Annotated in this window: 22 protein-coding genes; 15 read left to right on the plus strand and 7 right to left on the minus strand. The window is 66.4% G+C overall.

Going from position 1 to position 26,828, the window contains the following annotated elements:
- Window positions 1-243 precede the first annotated feature (243 nt).
- The 8 genes from PKKP23_RS23030 to PKKP23_RS23065 all read left to right on the plus strand — a co-directional run bounded on the left by PKKP23_RS23030 (window position 244) and on the right by PKKP23_RS23065 (window position 9,611).
- Window positions 244-1,647, plus strand: coding sequence for a branched-chain amino acid transporter BcaP (locus PKKP23_RS23030; RefSeq protein WP_026120965.1), 1,404 nt, complete (start codon window positions 244-246; stop codon window positions 1,645-1,647).
- 444 nt (window positions 1,648-2,091) lie between these two features.
- Entirely contained in the window at window positions 2,092-2,577 is a 486-nt protein-coding gene (locus tag PKKP23_RS23035) for a (2Fe-2S)-binding protein (RefSeq protein WP_017772424.1), read from the plus strand.
- Between the two features lie 11 nt (window positions 2,578-2,588).
- Window positions 2,589-4,982, plus strand: a complete 2,394-nt coding sequence (locus PKKP23_RS23040) for a xanthine dehydrogenase family protein molybdopterin-binding subunit (protein ID WP_126878566.1) — start codon at window positions 2,589-2,591, stop codon at window positions 4,980-4,982.
- Window positions 4,983-4,995: 13 nt separating this feature from the next.
- Window positions 4,996-5,799 carry an FAD binding domain-containing protein gene (locus PKKP23_RS23045; protein WP_126878567.1) on the plus strand — a complete coding sequence of 268 codons (804 nt, stop codon included), beginning with the start codon at window positions 4,996-4,998 and terminating at the stop codon, window positions 5,797-5,799.
- Between the two features lie 77 nt (window positions 5,800-5,876).
- Window positions 5,877-6,764 (plus strand): AAA family ATPase, encoded by an 888-nt coding sequence (locus tag PKKP23_RS23050; protein WP_126878568.1) that lies wholly within the window; start codon window positions 5,877-5,879, stop codon window positions 6,762-6,764.
- 5 nt (window positions 6,765-6,769) lie between these two features.
- A complete protein-coding gene (locus tag PKKP23_RS23055) occupies window positions 6,770-7,999 on the plus strand; it encodes a vWA domain-containing protein (RefSeq protein ID WP_420873246.1) in 1,230 nt (409 codons plus the stop codon).
- Entirely contained in the window at window positions 7,990-8,616 is a 627-nt protein-coding gene (locus PKKP23_RS23060) for an SRPBCC family protein (RefSeq protein WP_017772419.1), read from the plus strand. Before PKKP23_RS23055 ends, PKKP23_RS23060 begins: the two co-directional genes overlap by 10 nt.
- The gene (locus tag PKKP23_RS23065; RefSeq protein WP_126878570.1) at window positions 8,589-9,611 is read left to right on the plus strand and encodes an XdhC family protein; all 1,023 of its coding nucleotides are present in this window, start codon (window positions 8,589-8,591) and stop codon (window positions 9,609-9,611) included. Before PKKP23_RS23060 ends, PKKP23_RS23065 begins: the two co-directional genes overlap by 28 nt.
- Window positions 9,612-9,631: 20 nt before the next feature.
- Here the strand turns inward: PKKP23_RS23065 and PKKP23_RS23070 are convergent, their stop codons facing one another.
- The 3 genes from PKKP23_RS23070 to PKKP23_RS23080 form a co-directional block, all read right to left on the minus strand.
- Window positions 9,632-10,390, minus strand: coding sequence for a PepSY-associated TM helix domain-containing protein (locus tag PKKP23_RS23070; protein ID WP_126878571.1), 759 nt, complete (start codon window positions 10,388-10,390; stop codon window positions 9,632-9,634).
- 419 nt (window positions 10,391-10,809) lie between these two features.
- Window positions 10,810-11,838, minus strand: a complete 1,029-nt coding sequence (locus tag PKKP23_RS23075) for a serine/threonine protein kinase (RefSeq protein ID WP_126878572.1) — start codon at window positions 11,836-11,838, stop codon at window positions 10,810-10,812.
- Window positions 11,839-11,926: 88 nt separating this feature from the next.
- Entirely contained in the window at window positions 11,927-12,139 is a 213-nt protein-coding gene (locus PKKP23_RS23080) for a hypothetical protein (RefSeq protein ID WP_017772415.1), read from the minus strand.
- A gap of 423 nt (window positions 12,140-12,562) precedes the next feature.
- Here PKKP23_RS23080 and PKKP23_RS23085 point away from each other — a divergent pair, with 423 nt between their 5' ends.
- The 5 genes from PKKP23_RS23085 (at window position 12,563) to PKKP23_RS23105 (ending at window position 20,524) form a co-directional block, all read left to right on the plus strand.
- Entirely contained in the window at window positions 12,563-15,745 is a 3,183-nt protein-coding gene (locus tag PKKP23_RS23085; RefSeq protein ID WP_126878573.1) for an efflux RND transporter permease subunit, read from the plus strand.
- A 37-nt stretch (window positions 15,746-15,782) separates the two neighbouring features.
- Window positions 15,783-16,976, plus strand: coding sequence for an efflux RND transporter periplasmic adaptor subunit (locus tag PKKP23_RS23090; RefSeq protein WP_126878574.1), 1,194 nt, complete (start codon window positions 15,783-15,785; stop codon window positions 16,974-16,976).
- A complete protein-coding gene (locus PKKP23_RS23095) occupies window positions 16,973-18,544 on the plus strand; it encodes an efflux transporter outer membrane subunit (protein ID WP_126878575.1) in 1,572 nt (523 codons plus the stop codon). The genes PKKP23_RS23090 and PKKP23_RS23095 overlap by 4 nt, the downstream gene beginning before the upstream one ends.
- Window positions 18,545-18,669: 125 nt before the next feature.
- Entirely contained in the window at window positions 18,670-19,995 is a 1,326-nt protein-coding gene (locus PKKP23_RS23100) for an MFS transporter (RefSeq protein ID WP_126878576.1), read from the plus strand.
- A gap of 343 nt (window positions 19,996-20,338) precedes the next feature.
- Window positions 20,339-20,524, plus strand: coding sequence for a hypothetical protein (locus tag PKKP23_RS23105; RefSeq protein WP_042299277.1), 186 nt, complete (start codon window positions 20,339-20,341; stop codon window positions 20,522-20,524).
- Window positions 20,525-20,671: 147 nt separating this feature from the next.
- Here the strand turns inward: PKKP23_RS23105 and PKKP23_RS23110 are convergent, their stop codons facing one another.
- Together PKKP23_RS23110 and mgrA are read right to left on the minus strand one after the other, a co-directional pair.
- Complete coding sequence (locus tag PKKP23_RS23110; protein ID WP_126878577.1) at window positions 20,672-21,796, minus strand: fatty acid desaturase family protein; 1,125 nt, start codon at window positions 21,794-21,796, stop codon at window positions 20,672-20,674.
- A gap of 260 nt (window positions 21,797-22,056) precedes the next feature.
- Window positions 22,057-23,100 (minus strand): L-glyceraldehyde 3-phosphate reductase, encoded by a 1,044-nt coding sequence (gene mgrA, locus PKKP23_RS23115; protein ID WP_017772408.1) that lies wholly within the window; start codon window positions 23,098-23,100, stop codon window positions 22,057-22,059.
- Between the two features lie 191 nt (window positions 23,101-23,291).
- Here mgrA and PKKP23_RS23120 point away from each other — a divergent pair, with 191 nt between their 5' ends.
- Window positions 23,292-23,498 (plus strand): DUF3185 family protein, encoded by a 207-nt coding sequence (locus PKKP23_RS23120; RefSeq protein ID WP_026120964.1) that lies wholly within the window; start codon window positions 23,292-23,294, stop codon window positions 23,496-23,498.
- 135 nt (window positions 23,499-23,633) lie between these two features.
- Here PKKP23_RS23120 and PKKP23_RS23125 read toward each other — a convergent pair whose 3' ends face one another.
- Window positions 23,634-24,395 carry a phytanoyl-CoA dioxygenase family protein gene (locus PKKP23_RS23125; RefSeq protein WP_017772406.1) on the minus strand — a complete coding sequence of 254 codons (762 nt, stop codon included), beginning with the start codon at window positions 24,393-24,395 and terminating at the stop codon, window positions 23,634-23,636.
- A 519-nt stretch (window positions 24,396-24,914) separates the two neighbouring features.
- Between PKKP23_RS23125 and PKKP23_RS23130 the strand changes: the two genes are divergently transcribed.
- A complete protein-coding gene (locus tag PKKP23_RS23130) occupies window positions 24,915-25,292 on the plus strand; it encodes a hypothetical protein (protein WP_126878578.1) in 378 nt (125 codons plus the stop codon).
- 148 nt (window positions 25,293-25,440) lie between these two features.
- Here PKKP23_RS23130 and metK read toward each other — a convergent pair whose 3' ends face one another.
- Complete coding sequence (gene metK / locus PKKP23_RS23135; RefSeq protein WP_017772404.1) at window positions 25,441-26,628, minus strand: methionine adenosyltransferase; 1,188 nt, start codon at window positions 26,626-26,628, stop codon at window positions 25,441-25,443.
- Between the last annotated feature and the right edge of the window lie 200 nt (window positions 26,629-26,828).

The raw sequence follows: 26,828 nt of genomic DNA on the forward strand, positions 1-26,828 counted from the left end.
ACGCGGACTTCGCGCTCTCGCCGCCCCAACATGGGGCAACTTTCACTCGATCCCATCCGGCCCGGGCGCCGCGCCCGATAAGGCGGCCTTTTCACATCGGCTAAAATTGCGGGTTTCCCCTTAGTTTCCCCTTAAGGTTTCACCGTCGTTTCCGCTCATCCGGAAACGCACTATTGGCGTACTTCCGCACCGGACGCTGGACGGCGCGGGAGGCATGGCAGGCATCACAGGAGCCCCCGGACAATGTCCCTCTTTCGCAGGAAAAACGTCGAACACATGTTGGCCAGCGCGCAAGGCGCCGGTCTCAAGAAGGCCCTCGGCGCCCTTGACCTCACGTTTCTCGGCATCGGCGCCATCATCGGCACGGGCATCTTCGTGCTGACCGGCACCGGCGCGGTCCAGGCCGGCCCCGCACTGATGGTCTCCTTCGTGATCGCCGCCATTGCCTGCTGCTTCGCCGCGCTCGCCTACGCCGAGTTCGCATCCACGATTCCCGTCGCCGGCTCCATCTACACCTATTCGTACGCGACGCTCGGCGAGCTTGCGGCCTGGGTGATCGGCTGGGACCTGATGCTCGAGTACGGGCTCGCGACCTCGGCGGTCTCGGTGGGCTGGTCCGGCTATCTGCAATCGCTGCTTTCAGGCTTCGGCATTGCGCTGCCCACGGCGCTCACCGCCGCGCCCGGCGCGGTAAAGGGCGTCACCACGCTCTTCAACCTGCCCGCGTTCCTCGTGATGATGGCGATCACCGCGCTGCTCTCTGTAGGCGTGCGCGAATCCACGCGCATCAACAACATCATGGTGGCGATCAAGGTGACCGTCGTGCTGCTCGTCATCGCGGTCGGCGTGTTCCACGTCACGCCGGCCAACTGGACGCCGTTCATGCCGAACGGCTGGCACGGCGTGTTCGGTGCCGCGGCCGTCATGTTCTTCGCGTTCATCGGCTTCGATTCCGTCTCGTCCGCGGCCGAGGAAGTGAAGAACCCGAAGCGCGACCTGCCCGTGGGCATCATCTCGTCGCTCGCCGTCTGCGCCGTGCTCTACGTGGCGGTGGCGGCGGTCGTAACGGGCATCGTGCCGTCTGCGAAGTTCGCCGACATTTCGCACCCGGTTTCGTACGCGCTGCAGGTGGTCGGTGAGACCTGGGTAGCGGGCTTCATCGATCTCGGCGCCGTGCTCGGCATGCTCACCGTGATTCTCGTGATGAGTTACGGCCAGACCCGCGTCATCTTCGCCATGTCGCGCGACGGCCTGCTGCCCGCCGCACTCTCGCGCGTGCATCCGCGCTTTGCGACGCCGTTCCTCACCACGTGGCTCGTCGGCATCTTCTTTGGCCTGATTGGCGCGCTCGTGCCGCTCAACGTGCTGGCCGAGCTGATCAACATCGGCACGCTCGCGGCTTTTTCGATGGTCTCCATCGCCGTGCTGGTGCTGCGCAAGACGCACCCCGATCTGCCCCGCGCCTTCCGCTGCCCCGGCGTGCCGGTGGTGCCGGTGCTGGCGGTGGCGTCGTGCCTCTTCCTGATGGTGAATCTGCAGCCCGTCACCTGGACCGCGTTCCTCGTGTGGCTCGTGATCGGGATGGTGGTGTACTTCGGCTATTCGCGTCATCACTCGCGTCTTGCGCATACCACCGAAGCGCACTGACCGAAGCACACGGAGCGAGGCGCACGCAGCGCTGTCCACGCACTCCGATACCGCGCGGCCAGCCTTTGCCGCCGCACACATCCAATGGCACACCCAACGGCACATCCCGCAACGGATGTGCCGTTTTTTTGCATCCATGCATGTGCATGCATCGGCCTTCGTGCGGCCGGCAACCCGGCTGCACGCACCGCTCAAGCGGTAAAACCCCCGCAGCACAAAGGCCGAATTTGTGCTTTACTTCCCGGGCGGCACTGAAGGCGATATCCGTAGCAACACCGCGGCAACACCGCGAGCAACACCGTAAAAGCACAAACCAGCCGGACCCCAGTCGGACCCTCTATGCAGGTGTGCCGCAGGCCACACAAGCGGCAGCCGGGCGATATGGCAGGGCAGTGAAGGTGAATGCGGGCCCAGGCAGGTCTCTACCCCCATAGGAGACAAGCGATGGCGATCAGTATCCGCCTGACGGTCAACGGCGCGCCCGTGACCGCCGAGGTCGAGCCTCACACGCTGCTGGTCCAGTTTCTACGCGACAAGCTGCGCCTGACCGGCACCCACATCGGCTGCGACACCGCTCAATGCGGCGCCTGCACCGTCCATCTGAACGGCCGCGCCGTGAAGGCGTGCAACATGCTCGCCGTGCAGGCCGAAGGCGCCGACATCACCACCATCGAAGGGCTCGCCGCCAACGGCACGCTGCATCCCATGCAGGCCGCGTTTCGCGAATGCCATGGCCTGCAGTGCGGGTTCTGCACACCGGGCATGGTGATGAGCGCGGCGGCCCTGGTTGCCCAGAATCCCGATCTCACCGAAGCCGATGTGCGCCGTCAGCTGGACGGCAACCTGTGCCGCTGCACGGGTTATCACAACATCGTGAAAGCCGTGCTGGAAGGTGCCGCCGCCATGAAGGCGGATGCGCCGCGCGCGTGAAGGAGCCCGCCATGAACGCACCCGAACAGCAACGGATGATCGGCGCCTCCGTGAAGCGCAAGGAAGACTATCGCTTCCTCACCGGCAGCGGCCAGTACACCGACGACATCGTGCTGCCGCAGCAGGCATACGCCGTATTCGTGCGCTCGCCTTACGCGCACGCCACGATCCAGAGCGTGAACACGGACGCCGCGAAGAGCATGCCCGGCGTGATCGCCGTATTCACCGGCGCGGACCTCGCCGCGGAAAACGTGGGCGGCCTGCCGTGCGGCTGGCTGATTCACAGCATCGACGGCTCGCCCATGCACGAGCCGCCGCATCCCGTGATCGCGCATACGAAGGCGCGGCACGTCGGCGACCAGGTCGCGCTCGTGATCGCGGAATCGGTGAAAGAAGCGAAGGACGCCGCCGAGACCATCGAGGTCGAGTACGACATGCTGCCCGCCGTGATCGACACGGCCCATGCGGCGGACCCGGGCCAGCCGCTCGTGCACGACGACGTGCCCGACAACACCTGCTACACGTGGGGCCACGGCGACAAGGCCGCGACGGATGCCGCGTTCGCCGGCGCCGCGCACGTCACCACGCTGGAAATCGTCAATAACCGGCTGATCCCGAACGCCATCGAGCCGCGCGCCGTCAACGCGAGCTATTCGCCGCAGGACGACAGCTACACGGTCTACGTGGCGAACCAGAATCCGCACGTCGAGCGCCTGCTGATGGCGGCGTTCGTGCTCTCGCTGCCCGAATCGAAGGTGCGCGTGGTGGCGCCCGACGTAGGCGGCGGCTTCGGCTCGAAGATCTTTCTCTACGCCGAGGACGTGGCGCTCACCTGGGCCTCGAAGAAAATTCGCCGGCCCGTGAAGTGGACGGCCGAGCGCTCCGAGTCCTTCATCTCCGACGCCCACGGTCGCGACCACGTGACGAAGGCCGAACTCGCGCTGGACGCCAACGGCAAGTTCCTCGCCATGCGCGTGCACACCACGGCGAACATGGGCGCGTACCTTTCGACGTTCGCCTCCAGCGTGCCGACCATCCTCTACGCCACGCTGCTGGCGGGCCAGTACACCACGCCCGCCATCTATGCCGAAGTGAAAGCGGTGTTCACGAACACCGTGCCCGTGGACGCCTATCGCGGCGCCGGCCGCCCCGAAGCGACCTACGTGGTGGAGCGTCTCGTCGAAACCGCTGCGCACGAGATGAAGATCGATCCGGCCGAACTGCGCCGCCGCAACTTCATCCGCGCGTTCCCGTACGCCACGCCCGTCGGGCTCACCTACGACACCGGCGACTACGAAGCGTGCCTTGGCCGCGCGCTCGAACTCGCGGACGTCGCAGGCTTCGCGGCCCGCCGCGACGCGTCGAAGCAGAGCGGCAAGCTGCGCGGGCTCGGCTACTCGTGCTACATCGAGGCCTGCGGGCTCGCGCCATCGAACATCGCGGGCGCGCTCGGTGCACGCGCCGGTCTCTTCGAGGCGGGCGAAATCCGCGTGCATCCCACCGGCTCCGTCACCGTGTTCACCGGCTCGCACAGCCACGGCCAGGGTCACGAAACGACCTTCGCGCAGGTGGTCTCCGACCGCCTCGGCGTGCCCATCGACAACATCGATATCGTGCACGGCGACACCGGCCGCATTCCGTTCGGCATGGGCACGTATGGCTCGCGCTCCATCGCGGTGGGCGGCTCGGCCATCATGAAGGCGCTCGACAAGATCGAGGCGAAGGCGAAGAAGATCGCGGCGCACCTGCTGGAAGCGTCGGCGGAAGACATCGAGTTTCGTGACGGCGTGTTCCGCGTGAGCGGCACCGACCGCACGAAGACCTTCACCGACATCTCGCTCGCCGCCTACGTGCCGCACAACTATCCGCTCGAAACGCTGGAACCGGGCCTCGACGAAAGCGCCTTCTACGACCCGACCAACTTCACCTATCCCTCGGGCGCCTACGTCTGCGAGTTGGAAGTGGACCCGGACACGGGCGAGGCGCGCATCGACCGCTTCACGGCCGTAGACGACTTCGGCAACGTCATCAACCCGATGATCGTCGAAGGCCAGGTGCATGGCGGGCTGGGCCAGGGCATCGGCCAGGCGCTGCTGGAACGCTGCGTCTACGACACCGAAACCGGCCAGCTGCTTTCCGGCTCGTACATGGACTACGCGATGCCGCGCGCCTCCGACCTGCCCTCGTTCAACGTGGAAACGGCCAAGGGCACGCCGTGCACGCACAACCCGCTCGGCGTGAAGGGCTGCGGCGAAGCGGGCGCCATCGGCTCGCCGCCGGCCATCATCAACGCGATTGTCGACGCCCTCGCGCCGCTCGGCGTGAAGGACATCCAGATGCCCGCCACGCCGCACCGCGTGTGGTCGGCGATCCGCGCGGCGCAAAGTCCGGCGACCCACAGCTGAGGGAGAAGACGACATGTACTCGTATTCGTTCGACTATCAGCGCGCCGCCGATGCGAAGGCCGCCGTCGCCGCGCTCTCCGGCAACAGCGAGGCGAAGTTCCTCGCGGGCGGCCAGAGCCTGCTGCCCACCATGCGTCTGCGGCTCGCGCAGCCCGCGGCGCTCATCGACGTGACGCGCATTCCGGCGCTCAAGGAGCTTCGCGCCGATGCGAAGACCGTGACCGTCGGCGCAGCCGTGTGTCACGCGGACGTCGCCGCGAATGCGGAGATACGGCGCGTGCTGCCAGCGCTCGCGGACCTGGCGGGCAACATCGGCGACCGCCAGGTGCGAGCGCTCGGCACCCTCGGCGGATCGATTGCGAATAACGATCCCGCAGCCGACTATCCGGCCGGGCTCGTCGCGCTCGGCGCAACCGTCGTCACGGACCGCCGCCGCATCACCGCGGACGACTTCTTCCTCGGCATGTACGAAACCGCGCTCCACACCGACGAGCTGATCACCGCCGTCGAATTTCCGGTGCCCGAGCGTGCCGCCTACGAGAAGTTCTTCAACCCGGCGTCGCACTTCGCGCTGGTGGGCGTGTTCGTGGCGAAGTCGGCGGGCGGGGTGCGCGTCGCGGTGACGGGCGCGGCGCCTTCGGTGTTCCGCGCCACCGACCTGGAAGCCGCGCTCGCCGCCAACTTCACGCCCGAAGCCGCACGCGCCGTGACGGTATCCGCCGACGACCTCAACAACGACCTGCACGGCAGCGCCGAGTACCGCGCGCATCTGATTCCGGTGCTCGCCGCGCGCGCGGTCGCGAAGGCCAACGGGTAGCCGCTCGCGTCTGTGGAGCCGCTGCGAGTTCGGTATGGAACCGCAGCGGCAACGAACGAGCACCCGCCAGGAGCACCATGCAGCCCGCCTCAATCGACGACACCCTCGCGCAGCTCGCGGCGCAAGGCTATCTGGCGAGCCGCGAACTCGCCATCGCGCTCTATCTCGCGCTGCGCATGGAGCGGCCGCTCTTCCTCGAAGGCGAGCCGGGCGTCGGCAAAACGGAACTCGCGAAGGCCGCGGCGGGCATGCTCGGCACGACGCTCTTGCGACTGCAATGCTACGAAGGGCTCGACACCGCGAGCGCGCTCTACGAATGGGACTACCCGCGCCAGATCATGGCGCTGCGCCTCGCCGAAGCCGCGGGCGAGCGGCCCGACAACGACACGCTGTACCGCGGCGAATTCCTGCTCAAACGCCCGCTGCTGCAAGCGTTGCTGCCCGACGAGCATCATCCGGGCGCGCGGCGCGTGCTGCTCATCGACGAAATCGACCGCGCCGACGAACCCTTCGAGGCGTTCCTGCTGGAACTGCTCTCCGACTTCCAGGTGTCCATTCCCGAGTACGGCACCGTGCGCGCGGAACAGCCGCCGCTCGTCGTGATGACGTCGAACCGCACGCGAGAAGTGCACGACGCGCTCAAGCGCCGCTGTCTCTATCAATGGATCGGCTACCCCGACCGCGAGCGCGAACTGGCCATCGTGGCGGCGCGTGCGCCGCAGACGTCGGCGGATTTGCAGCGCCGCGCCGTCGATTTCGTGCACCAGTTGCGCGGCATGGACCTCTTCAAGGCACCGGGCATCGCGGAGACCATCGACTGGTGTCGCGCGCTGTCAGCGCTCAGCGTGACGGAGCTCGATCCGCAGTCCGTGCAGGACACGCTCGGCGTGCTGCTCAAGTATCAGGACGACCTCGCGCGGCTCGACGCGCAGCAGATCGCGCAATGCCTCGCCATGAGCCCGTGACGGCGATGCCTCCGATGTCGCCGATGACACCCATCGCGCGCAACGTCGTGCACTTCGTGCGCGTGCTGCGTGCGGCGGGCCTGCCGATGTCGCCGGCGCACGCCGTGGACGCGCTCGATGCCCTGCGCTGGATCGACATCGGCCGCCGCGACGACGTGCGTGCCGCGCTGGCGGCGCTGCTGGTCTCGGCACCCGACGAACGCGAACTGTTCGACGCCGCGTTCGATCTCTTCTGGCGCGACCCCGACTGGGAAGGCAAGCTGCGCGCGCTGCTGCTGCCGAAGGTGCAAGGCGCCATGCCGCCGCCGAAGCGCAACAACCGTCTCGCCGACGCACTCGCCGCACGCCGTCCGCCGGCGGGCGCGAACCCGCCGCCTGGCGAGCAGGAGCGCCACGAACTGCACGCACAGGTGACGTTCAGCGCCGAGGAACGTCTGCGCCAGCGCGATTTCGACACGCTCTCCGCCGACGAATGGGGCGCGCTGCGGCATCTGATTCGCGGCCATCGTCTGCCGCTTGTCACCGAGCCGACGCGGCGGCTCAAGGCCGCGTCGCGCGGCAGCCACGCCGATCTGCGCGCGAGCGCCCGCCACGCCGTGCGCGCGGGCGGCGACTGGACGGTCTGGAAGTACCGCGCCGTCGTGCAGCGCAAGCCGCCGCTCGTGTTGCTGCTCGACATCTCCGGCTCGATGAGCAGCTACTCGCGCGCGGTGCTCTATTTCTGCCACGCGCTTCTGCAGTCGCGCGAGCGGCTTCAGGTGTTCCTGTTCGGCACGCGGCTCACGCACGCCACGCGCGCGCTGCGCGAGCGCGATCCCGACGTGGCCATCGCCGCGCTCACGGCGCAGGTGTCGGACTGGTCGGGCGGCACGCGCATCGGCGCCGCGCTCGCGGAGTTCAATCGACGGTGGGCCCGGCGCGTGCTCGCGGGCCGGGCCACGGTGCTGCTCGTCACGGACGGCCTCGACTACGAAGCCATCGACGTGCTCGAAGCCGAGATGGCGCGGTTGCATCGTTTCGCGCATCGCGTGGTGTGGCTCAATCCGCTGCTGCGCTATCGCGATTTCTCGCCGACGGCGCGTGGCGTGCAGGCGATCGCGCCCCATGTCGATTCCTGCCATCCGATCCATAATCTCGAAAGTCTTGAGGCGTTTGCCCGCAGCCTCGGCGAACCGTGGTCCCAGGCGCTGACATCGCGCACGAAAACAACCGGAGGAGCGACGCAATGCAACTGACCGAAAGCTACACGTTGCCGGTACCGCAGCAGCGCGCATGGGAAGCGCTCAACGACACGGCCATCCTGCGCCAATCCATTCCGGGCTGCGAAAGCATCGAGCCCGACGGCGAGAATGCGTACGCACTCACGATGCAGGCGCACGTCGGGCCCGTGAAGGCGCACTTCAAGGGACGCATGCTGCTCACCGACATCGACGCGCCGCGTGCCTACACCATCGTGTTCGAAGGTCAGGGTGGCGTGGCGGGCTTCGGCAAGGGCAGCGCGCAGGTGACGCTCGAACCCGAGGGCGACGCCGCGACGAAGCTCTCATACACGGCGCACGCGCAGGTGGGCGGCAAGCTCGCGCAGATCGGCTCGCGGCTCGTGGACGGCGCGGCGCGCAAGATCGCGGGCGAGTTCTTCAAGCGCTTCAGCGAACACGTGGGCGGCCCGGCAGCGTCCGAGGTCACGGACGGCGCTGCCGACCAGGAAGGCACCCTGCAAACCGCGAGCGGCGCCACGGAAACCGAGGCGGAATCGCTCGAAGGCGCGGCCGGCGCCCAGACGCAAGCAGAAGCGGATACCGGCGAAACAAAGAGGAAAAAGTCATGGAAAGCGTGGATCTCGAGGTCCTGAAATCCAGCGCACGCTGGCTTGAAGAAGGACATCGCGCGCTGCTCGTCACAGTGGTGAAAACATGGGGCTCGTCGCCGCGGCCCGAAGGCGCAATGCTCGCGGTGCGCGACGACGGGCTCGTGGTGGGCTCGGTGTCGGGCGGCTGCATCGAAGACGATTTGATCGACCGTGTGCGCAAGCTCGGCATCGAACAGACGCATCCGGAGAGCGTGAAGTACGGCATCACCGCGGAAGAGGCGCATCGCTTCGGGCTGCCATGCGGCGGCACGATCCAGCTCGTGCTGGAGCCGCTCACGAAAGCAAGCGGCATTGCCGAGTTGTGCCAGGCCGTGGAGGAAGGGCGGCTCGTGGCGCGCACGCTCGATATGGCCACGGGCAAGGCGACGCTCGGCCCCGCACTCGCCACCGACGGCGTGGATTTCGACGACGCGCGCCTGCTCACCATTCACGGGCCGCGCTACCGCATGCTCGTGATCGGCGCGGGGCAACTTTCGCGCTATCTCTGCCAGATCGCGGTGGGCCTCGACTACCAGGTGACCGTGTGCGACCCGCGCGAGGAATACACGGACGTGTGGGACGTGCCGGGCACGAAGATCGTCCGCACGATGCCCGACGACACCGTGCTCGACATGAAGCTCGACGAGCGCTGCGCGGTGATTGCGCTCACGCACGACCCGAAGCTGGACGACCTCGCGTTAATGGAAGCGCTCAAGACACCGGCGTTCTACGTCGGCGCGCTCGGCTCGCGCCGCAACAACGCGGCGCGGCGTGAGCGCCTGAAAGAATTCGATCTGAGCGAAACGCAGCTTGCGCGGCTGCATGGCCCGGTGGGCATTTACATCGGCAGCCGCACGCCGCCGGAAATTGCGGTGTCGATTCTCGCCGAGGTGACAGCCGCGAAGAACGGCGTCTCGCTGCCTACGCTGTTGCAGGTGGAAGGCGCGAAGGCTGCGCGCGAGATTGCCGCGAATGCGGGCGCGGCGTGCAGGGTGTAGCGCCGCGGCCTCGCATCACGTCACATCAATCCGGCCGTGAGCGCCGCGGCCACTGAACCCAGCACCAGCACCACGCCGACGGTGCGTTTCTTGTGCAGTTCGGTCCAGAGCAGCACGCCCGTGAGCGAGAGCAGGATCAGCGAACCTGCGATGGTGTCCATGAGCAGCACCCAGCCCATCGAGACGCCCACGCCGCGATGCAGGTTCGTGAGCGTCGCGAAGAACGTGTTGCTCGTGTTCTTCACCGAGACGTAGCCGTTGCCCACCCAGTACTCGGCCTGCACGCTGTGGCCGGGTGCCGCGAGGGTCATTTGCCAGAACTCCGGCTGCACGGTCCGCTGACCGCCCCAGGCCACAGGGTGGGCGGGCTCGCGACGAACGCGGCCAGGCTTGCCCTCGATCTTCAGTTCGCGCTGAAGCCAGCGCATCATTTCCTGCGGCGAGCGAGGCGGCGTGTCGGGCAGCGCGACCTGCACCTGCTCGACGCTCGGCTCGCCCGTCGATATCTTCAGCGGGCCGCCGCGATGGTTGAGCAGAAAGCCCGTCACGCCGAACATCAGTCCGATCACGGCGCCCCACAGTCCGATCCAGCCGTGCACGTTGCGCAGCCATTTGATGAAGTTCGCGCGCCGCGAACGCTGGCGGCGCACCACCTCTTCAACGTCGCCGATGCGTGTGAGGCCGCTCGTGCTCTGCAGCGTTGCGGCGGCGGCCGGTTTGGCCGTGATCGGCGGGGCCAGCGTGGGAGAGAGGACATCGATAGATTCAGGCGCGTTCAAATCAAGCTCCATGCGCAGGCACAACGGGATTCAAAGAATAGTGGCGACCGCCCACGCGTTTCTCGCGGCATGGAGCCGCAGACGAGGGTTCGAGACGGGAAGCCACCGTACCGGACGGCACGGCGGATCAAGGACCCAGTCGCGCAGCCACCGGCACGGCCGACGGGAACGGCCGTCGGTCGTCGGTTGCAGGCTGGCTGGCGGTCACAGAGGAGAGATGTGACGAAGGCTGGCGGCGCCTTTCAATTGAGAATCGCTATCATTACACGGGCCAACCGATTTCTCAACCGGCGGGTGTTTCGGCTCGTTACGTGTCGGCGGATTGCGCGAATGACGGCACGCCGCGGCTGGAATGCGAGGCGGCGTGCGAGGTGAAATAGACAGCGGGACAGCGGGATGAAGCGCGAATTTCAGAGGCCTCAGACCGGCCAGAGCGGCCCTTCCTGCATCGCGCCAATCTGTTCGCGCATTTCGAGGATGCGCTCTTCCCAGTAGCGCTGCGTGTTGAACCACGGGAATGCTGCGGGGAACGCCGGATCGTGCCAGCGCCGTGCGAGCCACGCGGAGTAGTGAATCAGCCGCAGCGTGCGCAGCGCTTCGATCAGATGCAGCTCGCGCTGATCGAACTCGCAGAAGTCTTCGTAGCCCGCGAGGAGATCCGTGAGCGCACCCGAGGCGCCGCTGCGATCGCCTGGCAACAGCATCCACAGGTCCTGGACGGCGGGGCCCATGCGGCTGTCGTCGAAGTCCACGAAATGCGGACCGTCGTCGGTCCACAGCACGTTGCTCGGATGGCAGTCGCCGTGCAGCCGGATGCGCCGGTATGCGCCGGCGCGCTCGAACGCGTGCTCCACGCCCTCGAGCGCGAGCGCGACTGCCGCGTCCCACGCGTCGCGCACGTTTGCGGGTATGAAGCCGTGTGAAACGAGGAAGTCGCGCGAGTCGTAGCCATACGTCTGAATATCCAGCGACGGACGCGCCCGGTATTCCTGCGTGCCGCCCACGGCGTGAATGCGTCCGATGAAACGGCCCAGCCATTCGAGCGTTTCGCGTCGGTCGAGATCCGGCGCGCGGCCGCCGCGACGTTCGAATACAGCGAAGCGGAAACCGTCGAAGGTGTGCAGCGTGCGTCCGCTGAAGGAACGCGCGGGCACGGCGGGAATTTCGCGATCTGCGAGTTCGGCCACAAACGCGTGTTCTTCGAGTATCGCTTCGTCGGACCAACGATTCGGACGATAGAACTTCGCGATGACGGGCGGGCCGTCTTCCACGCCAATCTGATAGACGCGGTTCTCGTAGCTGTTGAGCGCCAGCATGCGGCCATCGGTGCGCAGGCCGACGGTGGAGAGCACGCCGTCCAGCGCGTCGAGCACGCATTCGGGCGTGAGCCGGGCGTAGGGCGCCTCGTCGCTCGCGCCCTCGTTCGGGGAGAAGATGTCGTCGTTCATCCCCGCATTGTGCACCTGAGTGCACGCAGGCGGGCGACGAAAGGCAGGTGCCGCGTGTGCGCGCGGCGAGCAGGGATAAGCGCTTCGCTCAGTGCACCTGCACGCCCGTGGGACGCACGAATTCGCCCGTATCGATCAGGTCTTCCAGAAAGAACGGCTCGGTGTTGAGTTGCAGCGACGCGCCGGGCTCGCCGGCGTACCAGGTCACCATGGCCATGTCGCCGAGAATGCGCATGACGATGCCGCGCGCACCTGCTGGCACGGCGATATGGACGGAGCGGACAATAGAACCGACTTGCATGATGTTTCCCCGTTCTCGATGCCGGCTTCACGCGTATGAAACGCCGGTCAATGTGGTGACAAAAAACGCCGCCTCGCAGAACGTTGCGCGCGCACCCGGCTGCCTTGCCTGCGCGATCCGCGTGGCCGGTCAAGCGTCATGGTTGCTGTTTTTTCGCTTCCCGTAAAGGGCTTAAATAGCGACGAAACCCCGCTATTTCGGGTATTTCGACTTACGGAACGCTAACTGTAACGCTTGGTAAACCGACGGATCATACCCCTTGCCGCGGCCGCCCCTCAAAACTACGCTTAACGCCATCAATACGCGCTACAGTCACGCCGCGCATCTCGAAGCCGTCGCCGCGCAAAGGTGTATTGCACGTTGCAGGCAAAACGGCCGCGCGGTCATGCAAGCCACGCTTCACCGCACACAACGCCCTCGTCCATGTGGATCGTCCGACTCGCGCTAAGGCGCCCCTACACGTTCGTCGTGCTCGCCCTGCTGCTGATGATCGTCGGGCCGCTCACCATTCTGCGCACACCTGTCGACATCTTTCCGAACATCGACATCCCGGTGCTTTCGGTGATCTGGACGTACAACGGCCTGCCCGCCGACGAGATGGAAAAGCGCATCGTGCTCAACTACGAACGCGGGCTCTCGGTGGCTGTGAACGATATCGAGCATGTGGAATCCACTTCGCTCAACGGCATCGCGGTCGTGAAGATCTTCTTCCAGCCGCACGCGAACATTCAGGAAGCGCTGGCCGAAGTCACCGCCCTTTCGCAAACGCAGCTGCGTTCGCTCCCGCCCGGCATCACGCCGCCGTTCATCCTGCGCTACAACGCCTCGACGGTGCCCATTCTGCGGCTTGCGCTCTCGTCGCCGGCGCTCACGGAGCAGGAGCTTTTCGATTTCGGCAACAACTTCCTTAAAACGCAGCTCGCCACGGTACCGGGCGCGTCCGCTCCATTGCCCTACGGCGGCAAGCAGCGGCAAATCATGGTCGACATCGACTCGCGCAAGCTGCAGGAGCACAACCTTTCGCCCATGGACGTGGTCAATGCGATCAGTGCGCAAAACCTGATCCTGCCCACGGGCACGGCAAAGATCGGTTCTACCGAGTATTCGGTGGAAATGAACGCGAGCCCCGCCACGCTGGCGGGCCTCAACGCGATTCCGGTGCGGACCACGGCGAACGGCACGGTCTATATCCGCGACGTGGCGCACGTGCGCGACGGCTTCCAGCCGCAGACCAACATCGTGCGCGTGAACGGCCAGCGCGCGTCGCTGCTCACCATCAACAAGAGCGGCAACACGTCCACGCTCGACATCGTGGACCGCATCAAGAACATGATGCCCGTGCTGCACAATCTGGTGCCGGCGTCGCTCTCCATCGATCCTGTTGCGGACCAGTCGCTGTTCGTGCGCGCTTCCGTGCAGGGCGTGCTGCGCGAGGCGTTGATCGCCGCGTGCCTCACCGCGCTCATGATCCTGCTCTTTCTGGGCAACTGGCGCGCCACGCTGATCATCGCCGTCTCCATACCGCTTTCGATGATCACCTCCGTGATCGCGCTCGCAGCCCTGGGCGAGACCATCAACATCATGACGCTGGGCGGCCTTGCGCTTGCCGTTGGCATTCTGGTGGACGACGCGACCGTCGCCATCGAAAACGTGAGCCAGCAACTCGAGCAAGGCAAGAATCTGGAGCAGGCGATCCTGGACGGCGCGCAGCAGATCGCCATTCCCACGCTCGTTTCCACGCTTTCCATCTGCATCGTGTTCGTGCCGATGTTTCTGCTCACGGGCGTCGCGCACTACCTGTTCATTCCGCTCGCCGAAGCCGTGGTATTCGCGATGCTCGCGTCGTACTTCTTCTCGCGCACGCTCGTGCCCACGCTCGCGAAATATCTGCTGCGCAATCACCACAAGCCCGCCGACCTGCATCCTGCCGCACGCGCCACACGCAATCCGTTCGTACGCACGCATCTCGCGTTCGAGCGTGGCTTCGACGCGCTGCGCGGGCGCTACCGCACGTTTCTCACCGCGCGCGTGGCGCGGCCCGGCATCTTCGTGATCGTGTTTCTTGCGTGCTGCGGCGCCTCGCTGCTGCTCATGCCGTTTCTGGGCCGCGACTTCTTCCCGCAGGTCGATGCCGGCACGATCGCGCTGCATCTGCGCGCGAAGACCGGCACGCGCGTGGAGGAAACAGCGGTGCTCACCGATCTGGTGGATACCCGCATCCGTTCGCTGATCCCCGCACGTGAGCTTCATTCGATCATCGACAACATCGGGCTGCCGATCTCGGGCATCAATCTCTCGTACAGCAACACGGGCGTGATCGGCACCTCGGACGCGGACGTGCTGATCTCGCTCGCGCCCGGTCATCGCCCGACCGAACGCTACATCCGCACGCTGCGCCGCACGCTCAACGACGAGTTCCCCGGCGTGCAGTTCGCCTTCCTTCCCGCCGACATCGTGAGCCAGACGCTCAACTTCGGCATGCCGTCACCCATCGACATCCAGATCGTGGGCCGCGAGGTGGCCGCGAATCGTGCCTTCGCCGCGCGCCTGCTGAACCGGTTGCGCACCGTGCCGGGCCTCGTCGATGCGCGCATCCAGCAGCCTGCGGACCTGCCGCGCATCTTCATCGACGTGGATCGCACACGCGCGCAGCAAGCCGGCTTCACGCAGCGCGACGTGGCGAACGACCTGCTCATCACGCTATCGGGCAGCCAGCAGACCACGCCCACGTTCTGGCTCAATCCGATGAACGGCGTGAGCTACAACGTGATCACCGAGGCGCCGCAGTACACCATCAACTCGCTGCAGTCGCTCGAAAACATTCCGCTCACCGCGAACGGACGCAGCAACGTGCTGGGCTCGCTCGCCACCATGCGCCGCGAAGCGGGCAACGCGGTGCTCACGCACTACAACGCGCAAACGACGATCGACATCTACGCCGGCGCCGACGGCCGGGACCTGGGCGCGGTCTCCGACGACGTCGCGAAGATCATCGGCGAAGCGAAGTCCGAACTGCCGCACACGTCGACGGTGGTGCTGCGCGGCCAGGTGCAAACGATGAACGACTCGTTTTCGGGCCTTTTTGCAGGGCTCGTCTTCGCGATCGTGCTCGTGTATCTGCTCATCGTGGTGAACTTCCAGTCGTGGCTCGATCCGTTCATCATCATCACGGCGCTGCCTGGCGCGCTGGCGGGCATCGTCTGGATGCTGTTCCTCACGCACACCACGCTCTCCATTCCGGCGCTCACGGGCGCCATCATGTGTATCGGCATCGCGACGGCGAATTCGATTCTGGTGGTGAGCTTTGCGCGCGAACAGTTGCGCGAACACGGCGATGCGACGCGCGCCGCCATCGAAGCGGGCTTCACGCGCTTTCGCCCGGTGTTGATGACCGCGCTTGCGATGGTGATCGGCATGGTGCCGATGGCGATTGGCCTCGGCGAAGGCGGCGAGCAGAACGCGCCGCTGGGCCGCGCCGTGATCGGCGGGCTGGCGGTGGGCACCATCGCCACGCTTGTGTTCGTGCCGGTGGTGTTCTCGCTGATTTACCGGCGGCTGAGCGAGCGGCGCAGCCGCGCCGCCGCGCACGTGGTGAACAAACCCTGAACCTCGCCTGATTCATTTCTTTCGATTCGGAGTCTGGATGGAACGCAACCGCGCTGACAGTTCGGGCACCCCGCCTCCACGCCGCGTGCGCTGGGGTGTGGTGGTTGCTGTGCTGGTGGTGCTCGCGCTCGCCGCGCAAGGTATCTGGTCGCGCCGCGACGCACAGGCCGCGCTGGAACGCGAAGCCGTGCATGCAAGCCAGTTGAGCGTGGAGGTGGTGCATCCGCAGAAGTCTTCGGCGGGGCTCGATCTCGTGCTGCCCGGCAACGTGCAGGCGTTTCTCGATACGCCGGTCTACGCGCGCACGAACGGCTACCTCAAGAAGTGGTACGCGGACCTTGGCGCGCACGTCAAGGCGGGGCAACTGCTCGCCGAGATCGATACGCCCGAAGTGGACGACCAGTTGCGCGCCGCCCGCGCGGACCTCGCGAACGCCCAGGCCAACTACGCGCTCGCGAAGAGCACGGCCGACCGATGGATGGGCATGCTGCAAACAAAGTCTGTCTCGAAGCAGGAGACCGACGAGAAAGTGGGCGACATGCTCGCGAAGAAAGGCACGCTCGACGCCGCGCGTTTCAACGTGGCGCGGCTCGAAAAGCTGCAGTCGTTCCAGAAGGTGCTCTCGCCGTTCGACGGCATCGTGACGGCGCGCAACGTGGACGTGGGCGCGCTGATCGACGCAGGCAGTTCGGGCGGCCCGGCGAAGGAGCTATTCCACGTCGCGCAGGCGGACCGGTTGCGCGTCTACGTCAACGTGCCGCAGGCCTACGCGCTGCAGATCAAGCCCGGCGAGAACGCTTTTCTCACATTGACCGAAACCGCGTCGAAGCACTATCCGGGCAAGGTGGTGCGCACCGCGGGCGCCGTGGATCCGCTGCAGCGCACGATGCTCGTCGAAGTCGACGTGGACAACGCGAACGGCGAGGTGCTGCCCGGCGCCTACGCACAGGTGCATTTCACGCTCGGCGCAGGCGCTGCGCCGTTCACGGTGCCGGGCAACGCGCTGCTGTTCCGGCCGGACGGCGTGAAAGTGGCCACCGTCGATAACGGCCAGCATGGTCAGCACGTAAAGCTCGTCACGGTCACGCTCGGTACGGACTTCGGCACGCGCGTCGCGATTGCGTCAGGGCTCAGCGGCGACGAACAGGTCATCGTGAATCCGCAGGATTCGATCGTGGATGGCGCGCCGGTGCGCATCGTCGCAGCGCATGCCACGAAGGCGGCGCAATGAAGCGGCTGCGCGTTCGCCGGGCAGACGGGCGTGGCCGCAAGCGGCACACGGTGATTCGTCAACGTGATCGAACTGCTGCACGCGCGGCGCTGGCCGTCGTTCTCGCCGCGACGCTCGCCGCCTGCACGCTGGGCCCCGACTACGTGCGCCCAACCGCCACGACCGCCGCCAGCTACAAGGAACTCGAAGGCACCGGTTGGCAACCCGCGCAGCCCGCCGACGCGCTGCCGCGCGGAGCATGGTGGCAGGTTTACCGCGACCCGCAACTCGATGCCCTCGAAGCGAAGGCCGCCGCCGCGAACCAGGATCTCAAAGCCGCCGAAGCGCACTTTCGCGCGGCACGCGCCAACGTCGCCCAGCAGCGCGCGGCGTTCTTCCCGGTGATCACCGCAGGCGGCGACTACGCACGCACGCGCACCTCGAAGAACGTGCGGTTCAAATCGACGGCGGGCATGGCGCTCAACGACTACGTCGTGCAGGCAGACGCGTCGTGGGAGCCCGACCTCTGGGGCCGCGTGTCGCGCAGCGTGGAAAGCGCGAGCGCGAACGCGCAGGCCAGCGCCGCCGACGTGCAAGGCCTGCTGCTTTCCATCCAGGCCGAACTCGCCACGGACTACTTCGAACTGCGCGGGCTCGACCGCGAACGCCAGTTGCTCGACGACACCATCAAGGCCTACCGTCAGTCGCTCGAACTCACGCAGCACCGCTACGCGGGCGGCATCGCCACCGACGCCGATGTGGGCCAGGCGCAGACGCAGTTGCGCACCACCCAGGCCCAGGCTATCGATCTCGGCGTGCAGCGCGCGCAGCTCGAACACGCCATCGCGATACTGGCGGGCGAGTCACCGTCTGCGTTCTCGCTGCCGGTCGCGCCACTCGCGGCGGTGCCAGTGGTGGCGCCTGCCGGCGTGCCGTCGGCGCTGCTCGAACGGCGTCCCGACATCGCAGCAGCCGAGCGGCGCGTGGTGAGCGCCAACGCGCAGGTGGGCGTGGCCACGGCGGCATTCTTCCCGAACCTGATTCTCGCGGTGACGGGCGGCCTGGAAGCCACGGACTACAGCCAGTGGCTTGTCGCGCCCGCGCGCTTCTGGTCGCTCGGGCCCACGCTCGCGGGCACGATCCTCGACTTCGGGAGCCGCGCGGCGGCGAAGGAAGAGGCCCTGGCGCAGTACGACGAAAGCGTCGCGCAGTATCGGCAAACGGTGCTCACCGCATTCGGCCAGGTGGAAGACAACCTCGCGGCGCTGCGCGTGCTGGAAGAAGAAGCGCAAGCGCAGGACGAAGCCGTGACTGCAGCCGAACGCACACTCACGATCGTCTCGAACCGCTACGCGGCCGGCGCGATCACGTATCTCGACGTGGTGGTCGCCCAGACCACGGCGCTCACCAACGAGCGCGAGGCGGTAGCAATTGCGCGCCGCCGGATGGCCGCGAGCGTGGCGCTCATCAAGGCGCTGGGCGGCGGCTGGGAAGCGTCGTCGCTGCCGACGGGCGACCAGTTGCTGCATCCCGACAAGGCGGGCAACGCAAACAAGACCGGCGATAGCGGCGCGCCGAGGCAAGGGTAACGGGCAACGCGCGACTCCCGCCGCTTCGCGAGGCAGCGCTTCGCGCAACGGTTGCGGGGCTGACGGACGCATCCGCGTGATCGGTGTATGGTTGGGCCTTCGTTTGTCTTCTGGATGCTTCCGCTGTGACCGCCCCGCCGGAATCCGACCACCGCTCTGCTTCGTCTGCCTCGTCTGCTTCGTCTGCTTCGTCCGGTTCGGGCGCTTCATCGCCACATCCACGTGCCGCCGTTGACTCGACCTCCGGCTCCGCGCAGCCCTTCCTCGAACGCGGCACGCGCGCCTACTGGCACGCGAGCCTCGCACTGCTGTTCGCGGGATACGCCACGTTCTCGCTGCTCTACTGCGTGCAGCCGCTGCTGCCCGCGTTCTCCACGGCGTTCGACGTAAGCCCCGCCCAAAGCAGCCTCGCGCTCTCGCTCTCCACGGCGACGCTTGCGTTCGCCGTGTTCGTGGCCGGCTTCGTTTCCGAAGGATGGAGCCGCCATCGGCTCATGACCGCGTCGCTGACGGCGTCGTCCGTGCTCACGCTCGCGGTGGCGTTCGTGCCGCAGTGGCATCAGCTGCTCGTGCTGCGTGCGCTCGAAGGGCTGGCGCTGGGCGGGGTGCCCGCCGTCGCCATGGCATACCTTGCCGAAGAAGTGAACCCGAACGGGCTGGGCCTCGCGATGGGGCTCTACGTGGGCGGCACGGCGATTGGCGGCATGGCGGGACGCGTCATTACGGGCATCGTCGCGGACCTGCTCGGCTGGCGTGCGGCCGTGGGGACGATCGGCGTGCTCGGCATTCTCTCGACGCTCGCGTTCCGTTCGCTGCTCCCACCGTCGCGCCATTTCGTGCCGCGCCGCGGGCTCGGCATCGCGCATCACCGCAGCGCGCTCGTGAAGCACTTCGCGCGCCCGGGTCTGCCCGTGCTGTTCTTCATGGCGTTCGTGCTGATGGGTAGTTTCGTCACGCTCTACAACTACATCGGCTACCGGCTCATCGCGCCGCCGTACCAGCTCAACCAGACCACCATCGGCGCGATCTTCGTGGTCTATCTGACAGGCGTGATCGCGTCGCCGTTGTCGGGCCGCATGGCGGATCGCTTCGGCCGCGGACGGGTGCTGATGGCCTGCATCGCCATCATGATTGCCGGTCTGCTGCTCACCATGCTGCATCCGCTCGCGGCGATCGTGGCCGGCATTGCATGCGTGACGTTCGGCTTCTTCGCGGGCCACGCCGTGGCGAGCGGCTGGGTGGGACGGCTCGCGAAAGAGGCCAAGGGCCACGCCGCCGCGCTTTATCTGCTCACGTACTACCTGGGCTCGAGCATCGTGGGCTCGTACGGCGGACGGTTCTGGACAGCCTACGGCTGGAACGGCGTCGCGGCGCTGGTGGGCGTGCTGCTCGTGGTGGGCATGGTGGCCGCGACGTGGTTGCGCGGACGGGAGCGCGTGGGGGCCGCGTAGCGGCTGCGGCAGCGGCCTGGGTTGACGCCGCGGTTTCGCCGCGTGTGCGTTCGCTTTGGCCCTCACTTCCCCACTCGCATCGCATCAAACGAAAGGCGCCCGTAAGTGTGTACTACACGGTCAAAACGCCGCGCAGCGCACGCCGACGTGCCCCAAGAGGCCCGTCGCAGCGGGCTCCGGGTGCCGCGCGTTGCTCGGCCAGGCACCCCGCTCCACGCGAGCGCAGTTCCTACGGTCTCCTATACTGAATTCAGGCAGCCGGGCCGCCCGGACGAGAAATAGCAGACGCGTCGCAGAAGACGCGCCCGCAGCACCGCTGCCAGTACACGATAAGGAGACGAGCATGACGCACTACTTCACGATCAGCGACTTCATCCTGCTTATCCCGATGGCGCTTGCCGGTGCCCTCTTTCTGGGTGCCGTGCCGTGCGCCACGCAGTTGAGGCACAACGCGCTGCGGGTGATCGGTGCGTTGCTTGGCGTCCTGTTCGCGATCGTGCTCGTCGAAGGGCTGCCTGCGCTCGTGTAGCGGCGCGTGGTGACGCGGCGCCGTTGCGCGCTGCGCGGTTGTTTGGTCGGCCGCGCAGTTGCGGCGTCTCACCGGTAAGTTCGCCTGATCGTTACCGATGCTTAGTGCTGTAGCGGCGGTAGCGACTGTTGCTGCTGGCTCGGCGGGTTATGGCTCCGCATCGGCCAGGTCGGGACCGACGCCCAGCTGGACGCGTGCGCCCCTCGGTCCACGTAGCTGGCGCAGCGCCGCGCGGAAATAGGGCGTGTCGGCGTTGTCGGTATGGATCGATTGGTTCCGTGCGCCGGCTTTCACTGCGTCCTCCGTCGTCACTCCCACCGCGTTTTCCCTATCCGCGCCGCTTGCGTGTGCGTCGGACGCATCGTGTCCGGATGCGCGGGCCACAGCGGGCAGCGCCGTCCACGGCAGCGTCGGGTAGCGGTGGTGCCACTGATGCAGGTGATGGTTCATCAGCAGCACCGGCCAACCGCCGGGCACGCGGAAATTGCGGGCGCGCCCCGGCTCGCCCAACCCCACGCCGTAGTGCGGCAGGTTGTCGGCAAGCGAAAGCCAGAGCCCGCGCAGATACATCGTCGCGGCAAGCACCGGCCACCACACGTCATACAGCCAGAACGACGCGCCGTAGAGGGCCAGCGACAGCAGCCAGTCGCGCCGCATGCGATAGCGCCGCGCCGGGTCGGCGGCAAAGTTGCCGAAGAGCCGTTGCACCTCGGGACCGACCGGTCCTTCCTCGCCTACCGCGCTCAGCACGACAGTGCGCGAAAGTTTGCGCGGCAGGAAGGCCAGCAGCGGCACCACGAGCTCGCCCACGTAGAGGCCGCCGAACAGCCGCACGTAATACGCGAGCCAGGTGCGCCAGCGGGGCGCGCCGGTTTCGTGGACGTCGGGACGGTCGTAAGGCTCGCGCGTGAAGCGGTGATGCATCAGGTGACCGAAGCGAACGGTGTCGAACGGCAGCGCAAGCGCGATGGAGAGCGTGCGCGCCAGCCATTCGTTGAGACCGCGGCGCTTCGTCAACTGACCGTGAATGCCCTCGTGAACAAGGCCCCAGTGCATGGGCGTCAAGAGGATGACGGGCACCATCGCGGGCACGACGGCGATCAGCGCGGCGGGTCCCCAGATGCGCAGCGCGCATGGCAGCCCGATGAGTTGCACGGCGGCGGCAAGCATCACCAGCGTGGCGAGTGCGGCATTCGTGCGGACGTCGATCGCGGCGCGCGGCACAGGCGGCCGCTCGCGGCCCGTCGCGGATGCGGCGGCACGGAGGTCCATCGTTTCTCCTCGGTTGTCGGCTGCGGGCGAACTTAGCAGCGGCTTATGACAGCGAGAAGAAGCGGAAGAGCGGCGCGGCTCGCATCGTAACGGGTGGTAAGAGACAGGGTAAGAGTTCCCTCGCGCGGACCGCCGCGGCGCATCTGCCGCTCACTTGAACTCCATTGAAAAAGCCGCCTTGCGGCGGCTTTCTTCGTGTGCGTTGGCGAACGCATCAGACCGATGCGGCATACGCACCCGGTACGACGCGTCGAATTTCGTCAGACGTGCTGATCGGTTGACGGCTTCTCCCACAGATTCACGCCGCCCTCTACCGCGTAACGGTCGATCTCCGCGAGCTCCTCTTTCGAGAACTCGATGTTCTTCAGCGCCGCGACGTTCTCGCGCACTTGCTCGGCGCGGCTTGCACCGATCAGCGCCGACGTCACGCGCCCGCCGCGCAGCGTCCACGCAATCGCCATCTGCGCGAGGCTCTGGCCGCGGCGTTGTGCGATGTCGTTGAGCTTGCGCACGTGTTCGAGGTTCGCCTCGTTGAGATGGCTCTGCTGCAGCGAGCCGCCGCCCGGCCGGTTCACGCGGGCGTCCTGCGGCACGCCGTGCAGATACTTGTTGGTGAGCAGCCCCTGAGCCAGCGGCGTGAACGCGATGCTGCCCACGCCGAGCGTGTCGAGCGTATCGAGCAGTTCGTGCTCGACCCAACGGTTCAGCAGGTTGTAGGCCGGTTGATGGATCAGCAGCGGCACCTTGTGTTCGGCCAGCAGCTTCGCCATTTCGCGGGTCTTCGCCGCGGAGTACGACGAGATGCCCACGTACAGCGCCTTGCCCTGCTGCACCGCCGTGGCGAGTGCGCCAGCGGTTTCCTCGAGCGGCGTATCCGCGTCGAAGCGATGCGAATAGAAGATGTCCACGTAATCAAGGCCCATGCGAGCAAGGCTCTGATCGAGGCTTGCCAGCACGTACTTGCGCGAGCCGCCGCCCTGGCCGTACGGACCGGGCCACATGTCCCAGCCGGCCTTCGACGAGATCAGCAACTCGTCGCGATAGGGCCGGAAGTCGTCCTTGAAGATGCGGCCGAAATTCGTTTCCGCGCTGCCGTACGGCGGGCCGTAGTTATTCGCCAGATCGAAGTGCGTGATGCCGAGATCGAACGCGGTGCGCAGGATGTCGCGCTGCGTCGAAATGGGCGTAGTGTCGCCGAAGTTGTGCCACAGGCCGAGCGAGAGCGCCGGCAGTTTGAGTCCCGACTTGCCGCATACGCGGTACTGCATGTCCGAATAGCGTTCTGAAGCTGCTTCGTAGGCCATTGCCAGGGTCCTTGAAAGACGGGGAGTAAAAAACGCGGACAGCTATGTTAGCCAATCGCCAGGCGCGCTGCAGGCGCCCACATAGCGGGATATCAGGCGGGACGACCGTGGACGCCGCCACGCGCCTCGCCTACACTGCGGCGACGCATTCATCGTGCATTCATCACGCGTTCACCATCGAGGTATCCCATATGGCAAAAGCGATTTCGATCGCGTTGATCGTCGGCGGCGTCGTGCTGCTGTATTTCGGCGGACAGTCGTTTCACTCACTGAGCAACGACATGTCGCGCCTCTTCACGGGTGCGCCAACCAACAAGACGATCTTTCTGATTGCGGGCGGCGCCGTGGCGCTGCTGGCCGGACTGACGGGCCTGGCTTCGTCGGGCAGGAAGCGCTAGGCGGGCGGCCGCTACCGGCAAGCGCCTGGGGAAGCGCCGCGCGGAGGTCTTGCGCAGCGCGTGTCTACCGGTGCGGCCTCGCGAGGAGCGGCGCTATCCGCCCCGCACTTCATGCCGAAAAACCGCAACGAAAAATCAGAACGGCACTTCGGGCTTCGACGCCGAACGCGTGCCCGGCAACGGCACGTTGCTCGCGCCGTGATAGGTGAAGACGAGCGAAAACTTCACCCGGTCCGTGAGATTCTTGCCCGCCGAATGCAGCGTGTTGCAGTGGAAAAACACGACGTCGCCGGCCGAGAGCGGCGGCGAGATCGCGGTCTGGATCAACGCCTGGTTCTCGGGCAGGTCCGAGCGGAAGAATTTCGCCTCGTCGAAGCGATCGGACGTGAACGTCGCGCTGTGCGAACCGGGCACGAACCAGAGCCCGCCGTTGTCGACCGTCTCTTGCCCGAGCGCGAGCCACACCGACACCAGATCGTCGCGCTCGAACGACCAGTAGCGCACGTCGCGATGCCAGCCGGTCAGGCTGCCGTAGGCTGGGTGCTTGGTCATCATGCAGTTGTGATGCGCGCGGGACAGCACGGGTTCTTCGCCGAAGTAAAGCTCCATCCAGCCGCGAATTTCGGGCGCCGTGGCCCACTCGGCAAAACGCGGATGACGTCCGTACGCGTCGAGCAGACGCCGCACGGTGTGACCGCCGGGCGATTCGCGCGAGTCCGGCGCGCCGGGGTAGCGCAGGTCGGCCTCGAATTCGAGCGGCGCGGCCGCTTCGATCAACTGCTGTTCCGCAATGCTCTTCAGTTCCGCGCAACGTTCAGGCGAAACGAGACCCGGAACTACGACGAAGCCGCGCTCGCGCAGCACTTGCACCTGTTCCTTCTTCGAATGGGCTGACATGGGACTTCCGCTGTTTCGGTTTATTGGGTTCGACTCGACGCGCCCGTTGCAGCGACTCAGTGAGCAACGCCGCGGCAACGAGTCATGTCGCGATTGTAAAACGTACGCAAGGGGCCGGACCGAGGTCTAGCCGACGCGCGCCACTGCTGCGTGGCGCGCCGCACAGCACCAGGGCGGCCGGCGCACCGGCAGGCCGCAAAGGGCGCGATCGTCTGCGTCAAAAACGCGCACGCTCGCTGTGCGACGTGCGGTCCAAACCGGGATAACACCGACTTTCGACCGTCATGATTCGCGTGTAGCCTGCGCGCATGTCAGTCGTTGCCGCCGTACCGTTCATTCGCCTGCGCCGCGTCCCGTGGACCGCCCGCGCTCACTACACCCTCTGCGTTCCGCGCCTGCGGACCTTTCCCCGTTTATTCGAATCGTGCTGCGCCGCTACCGGCGCTTTCATTGGCATGCTTGCTGCTCGTTTCGCGGCACCGTGCGATGCGCACTTCGAAGTCCGATTTTGCTGAAACCATGCATACCTTCTTAAGCACTCGCATCAAACGTGCGGCCCTGAAGGCCGCGCGTCCCGCACGTCGTCACGTGATGCGCGCCCTGCGACACCACTCCGCGCGCACCCGGGCCCTCGCGGGACAACTGCGCGAAACGCGTCCCGTGGACAGCATGCGCGCCTGGTTCAATTCGTTCTTTTCCGTGCTGCGCGTACGCACCGGCGCTCGCCACTTCTCGCTGCGCACGCTGCTCTATCGACCGGACACGCCGCTGCGCTCGCTGAGCGCACCGCGCCCGTCGCACTCGTCGTCCCAACACGCCGCGAGCGGTAGCTACAGCCGTCGCCCGCGCCGCATGGCCGCTGCGAGCGACGGCTGGTTCGCCTTCGCAGCGCGATAGCGGCCACTGCGCTCCGTGAAAAAACGAAGCCGTTAAAACCGGCACCGCAAGACAAAGGCCCAAAGAAAAACCCCGCCCGGCTCGACGCCGGACGGGGCTCTTCACTGCTTCATGCACCACGCGGCTTTCGCCGCGCGGTTTTATCCGCTCAAGCGGTCGCGACAGCCGGCTCCGTGCCCGCTGCTTCGGCGAGCGCCAGCGCCTTGTCCGTTGCCTCCCACGAGAACTCCGGCTCTTCGCGACCGAAGTGGCCATAAGCAGCCGTCTTCTCATAGACCGGACGCAGCAGGTCGAGCATCTGGATGATGCCCTTCGGACGCAGGTCGAAATGCTCGCGCACGAGCTGCGTGATGGTTGCATCCGACACGCGGCCCGTGCCAAACGTGTTCACCATCACCGAGGTGGGCTGCGCCACGCCGATCGCGTACGACACCTGGATCAGGCAGCGCGATGCGAGGCCTGCGGCAACGATGTTCTTCGCAACGTAGCGACCCGCGTACGCGGCCGAGCGGTCCACCTTCGACGGGTCTTTGCCCGAGAACGCGCCGCCGCCGTGCGGTGCCGCGCCGCCGTACGTATCGACGATGATCTTGCGGCCGGTGAGACCGCAGTCGCCCTGCGGGCCGCCAATCACGAAGCGGCCAGTCGGGTTCACGAGGAACTTGATGTCGCCCTTCACGAGGTCGGCCGGCAGTGTGGGCTTGATGACCTCTTCGATCACCGCTTCGCGCAGCGTGGACAGTTCGATATCCGGCGCATGCTGCGTGGAAAGCACGACGGTGTCGATCGCATACGGCTTGTTGTCGACGTAGCGAACCGTGACCTGCGACTTCGCGTCCGGACGCAGCCAGGGCAGGCGGCCGTCGCGGCGCAGGTTGGCCTGGCGCTCCACGAGGCGGTGCGACAGGTGGATGGGCAGCGGCATCAGTTCGGGCGTTTCGTCGCACGCGTAGCCGAACATCAGGCCCTGGTCGCCGGCGCCCTGGTCGAGATTGTTGTCGTGCGCGCGGTCCACGCCCTGGGCGATGTCCGGCGACTGCTTGTCGTAGGCGACGAGCACCGCGCAGCCGCGGTAGTCGATGCCGTAGTCGGTGTTGTCGTAGCCGATGCGCTTGATGGTGTCGCGCGCAATCTGGATGTAATCGACGTTCGCCGTCGTGGTGATTTCACCGGCGAGCACGACGAGGCCCGTGTTGCACAGCGTTTCCGCTGCAACCCGCGAATATTTGTCCTGCGTCAGGATGGCGTCGAGAATGGCGTCCGAGATCTGGTCAGCGACCTTGTCCGGGTGACCTTCGGAAACGGATTCAGACGTAAAGAGGAAGTCGTTTGACACGTTGCAGACTCCTTGTAATTCCTTGGTTACGGTTGATCTTCACGTAGCCAGCTTCGGGAGCCTGAAGCGGCGACGCTTTAGCGGATTTGCTGCCAGGCCGGCGTTTGTCGCGCGTGCCTGTTTCGCCCCGCAAGTTGTCTATTAACTCGGCGAAGCCCGTATTATAGCGGCTTCCCTGATTTGTCGCTGAGTAACCACGC

The sequence above is a fragment of the Paraburkholderia kururiensis JCM 10599 = LMG 19447 genome, from assembly GCF_003986935.1.
Taxonomy (GTDB): Bacteria; Pseudomonadota; Gammaproteobacteria; order Burkholderiales; family Burkholderiaceae; genus Paraburkholderia; species Paraburkholderia kururiensis.

Excerpts from the sequence above, each read along its gene's own strand:
- PKKP23_RS23080 (WP_017772415.1), bottom strand. The coding sequence starts at position 12,139 with ATGCAAGTCGGTTCTATTGTCCGCTCCGTCCATATCGCCGTGCCAGCA.
- PKKP23_RS23105 (WP_042299277.1), top strand. The coding sequence starts at position 20,339 with ATGACGCACTACTTCACGATCAGCGACTTCATCCTGCTTATCCCGATG.
- PKKP23_RS23030 (WP_026120965.1), top strand. The coding sequence starts at position 244 with ATGTCCCTCTTTCGCAGGAAAAACGTCGAACACATGTTGGCCAGCGCG.
- PKKP23_RS23045 (WP_126878567.1), top strand. The coding sequence starts at position 4,996 with ATGTACTCGTATTCGTTCGACTATCAGCGCGCCGCCGATGCGAAGGCC.
- PKKP23_RS23085 (WP_126878573.1), top strand. The coding sequence starts at position 12,563 with ATGTGGATCGTCCGACTCGCGCTAAGGCGCCCCTACACGTTCGTCGTG.
- PKKP23_RS23095 (WP_126878575.1), top strand. The coding sequence starts at position 16,973 with ATGAAGCGGCTGCGCGTTCGCCGGGCAGACGGGCGTGGCCGCAAGCGG.
- PKKP23_RS23050 (WP_126878568.1), top strand. The coding sequence starts at position 5,877 with ATGCAGCCCGCCTCAATCGACGACACCCTCGCGCAGCTCGCGGCGCAA.
- PKKP23_RS23060 (WP_017772419.1), top strand. The coding sequence starts at position 7,990 with ATGCAACTGACCGAAAGCTACACGTTGCCGGTACCGCAGCAGCGCGCA.
- PKKP23_RS23125 (WP_017772406.1), bottom strand. The coding sequence starts at position 24,395 with ATGTCAGCCCATTCGAAGAAGGAACAGGTGCAAGTGCTGCGCGAGCGC.
- PKKP23_RS23090 (WP_126878574.1), top strand. The coding sequence starts at position 15,783 with ATGGAACGCAACCGCGCTGACAGTTCGGGCACCCCGCCTCCACGCCGC.
- PKKP23_RS23110 (WP_126878577.1), bottom strand. The coding sequence starts at position 21,796 with ATGGACCTCCGTGCCGCCGCATCCGCGACGGGCCGCGAGCGGCCGCCT.
- PKKP23_RS23075 (WP_126878572.1), bottom strand. The coding sequence starts at position 11,838 with ATGAACGACGACATCTTCTCCCCGAACGAGGGCGCGAGCGACGAGGCG.
- mgrA (WP_017772408.1), bottom strand. The coding sequence starts at position 23,100 with ATGGCCTACGAAGCAGCTTCAGAACGCTATTCGGACATGCAGTACCGC.
- PKKP23_RS23065 (WP_126878570.1), top strand. The coding sequence starts at position 8,589 with ATGGAAAGCGTGGATCTCGAGGTCCTGAAATCCAGCGCACGCTGGCTT.
- PKKP23_RS23120 (WP_026120964.1), top strand. The coding sequence starts at position 23,292 with ATGGCAAAAGCGATTTCGATCGCGTTGATCGTCGGCGGCGTCGTGCTG.
- PKKP23_RS23040 (WP_126878566.1), top strand. The coding sequence starts at position 2,589 with ATGAACGCACCCGAACAGCAACGGATGATCGGCGCCTCCGTGAAGCGC.
- PKKP23_RS23035 (WP_017772424.1), top strand. The coding sequence starts at position 2,092 with ATGGCGATCAGTATCCGCCTGACGGTCAACGGCGCGCCCGTGACCGCC.
- PKKP23_RS23130 (WP_126878578.1), top strand. The coding sequence starts at position 24,915 with ATGCATACCTTCTTAAGCACTCGCATCAAACGTGCGGCCCTGAAGGCC.
- PKKP23_RS23055 (WP_420873246.1), top strand. The coding sequence starts at position 6,770 with ATGCCTCCGATGTCGCCGATGACACCCATCGCGCGCAACGTCGTGCAC.